The sequence below is a fragment of the Oleiphilus sp. HI0061 genome (genome assembly GCF_001635675.1).
In genome coordinates this window covers 1-855 of the sequence record NZ_LWFE01000615.1, presented here as the reverse complement: position 1 = coordinate 855, position 855 = coordinate 1, and the positions used below count along the sequence as shown (strand labels likewise).

The 855-nt window shown below is 41.8% G+C and carries 2 protein-coding genes; both read left to right on the top strand.

Annotated elements, in window-relative coordinates; all coding sequences use genetic code 11:
• Positions 1 to 2: 2 nt before the first annotated feature.
• Entirely contained in the window at positions 3 to 110 is a 108-nt protein-coding gene (locus A3735_RS28760; RefSeq protein WP_231882506.1) for a methyltransferase, read from the top strand.
• Positions 111 to 237: 127 nt separating this feature from the next.
• A partial coding sequence (locus A3735_RS07910; RefSeq protein ID WP_197485754.1) for an alanine racemase occupies positions 238 to 855 on the top strand: 618 nt, incomplete at its 3' end.

Sequence of the window (855 nt, the reverse complement as noted above, 5' to 3'; positions counted from 1 at the left end):
TCGTGGCAAATCGGCACCTTGGCTACCATTCTGACTTGAAAAGAATATTTGGTAACTTTGAAAATATCGCAGCGAATAAGAAGTTTGTAATTCTCAAAGCTGGGAAGTAAGCCATTCCTTAAAATATGAATAATATTCATGTTTGTGTTAGTCTGGGATTTTATGATCTCAGGTAGGCTGGACTTTTACTTGGTTTAGACTGCAGATCCAAAAAAATAATAAGACTAGTTGGATAATATGGACGCAAACTATTTTTCTAAGCTATCGCTCGCTCTGAGTCAGGCAGGCCTTGCTAGCCCTGTACTGCTTGTCGATAAATCTTTGTTGGATGAAAATATTGCACGCTTGAAAGAAACCCTAGAAAAAGGGTTTGCCTATCGAGTGGTGGCAAAATCTTTACCCAGTATTCCTATGCTGGAATATATACTGTCCGAAACTAATTCCTCTCGTTTAATGTGCTTTCACCTTCCTTTTCTTATACATATTGCAGAGCATAAATGGCCCGTAAAGCCGGACTTGTTGTTAGGAAAACCTATGCCTGTCATGGCGCTTAGAGCTTTCTATCAGTGGTATGAGAAGCAAGGTGAGCCGCTAGACTTTGAGCCAGCAGAGCAAGTTCAATGGCTGATTGACTCAAATGAACGCTTGAACGAGTACGAGGCTGTTGCTTTAGAGTCAGGGCTCAAGATGAAGGTTAACCTTGAGGTCGACGTGGGTTTGCATCGTGGTGGCTTTGCTGACATGAGTGAGTTTAGGTCTTGTCTAGAGCGTATTAAACAATCTGATTTATTGAGCCTTAGCGGACTAATGGGTTACGACTACCACGTTGCCAAGGCGCTTAATATTTTGGAAGGA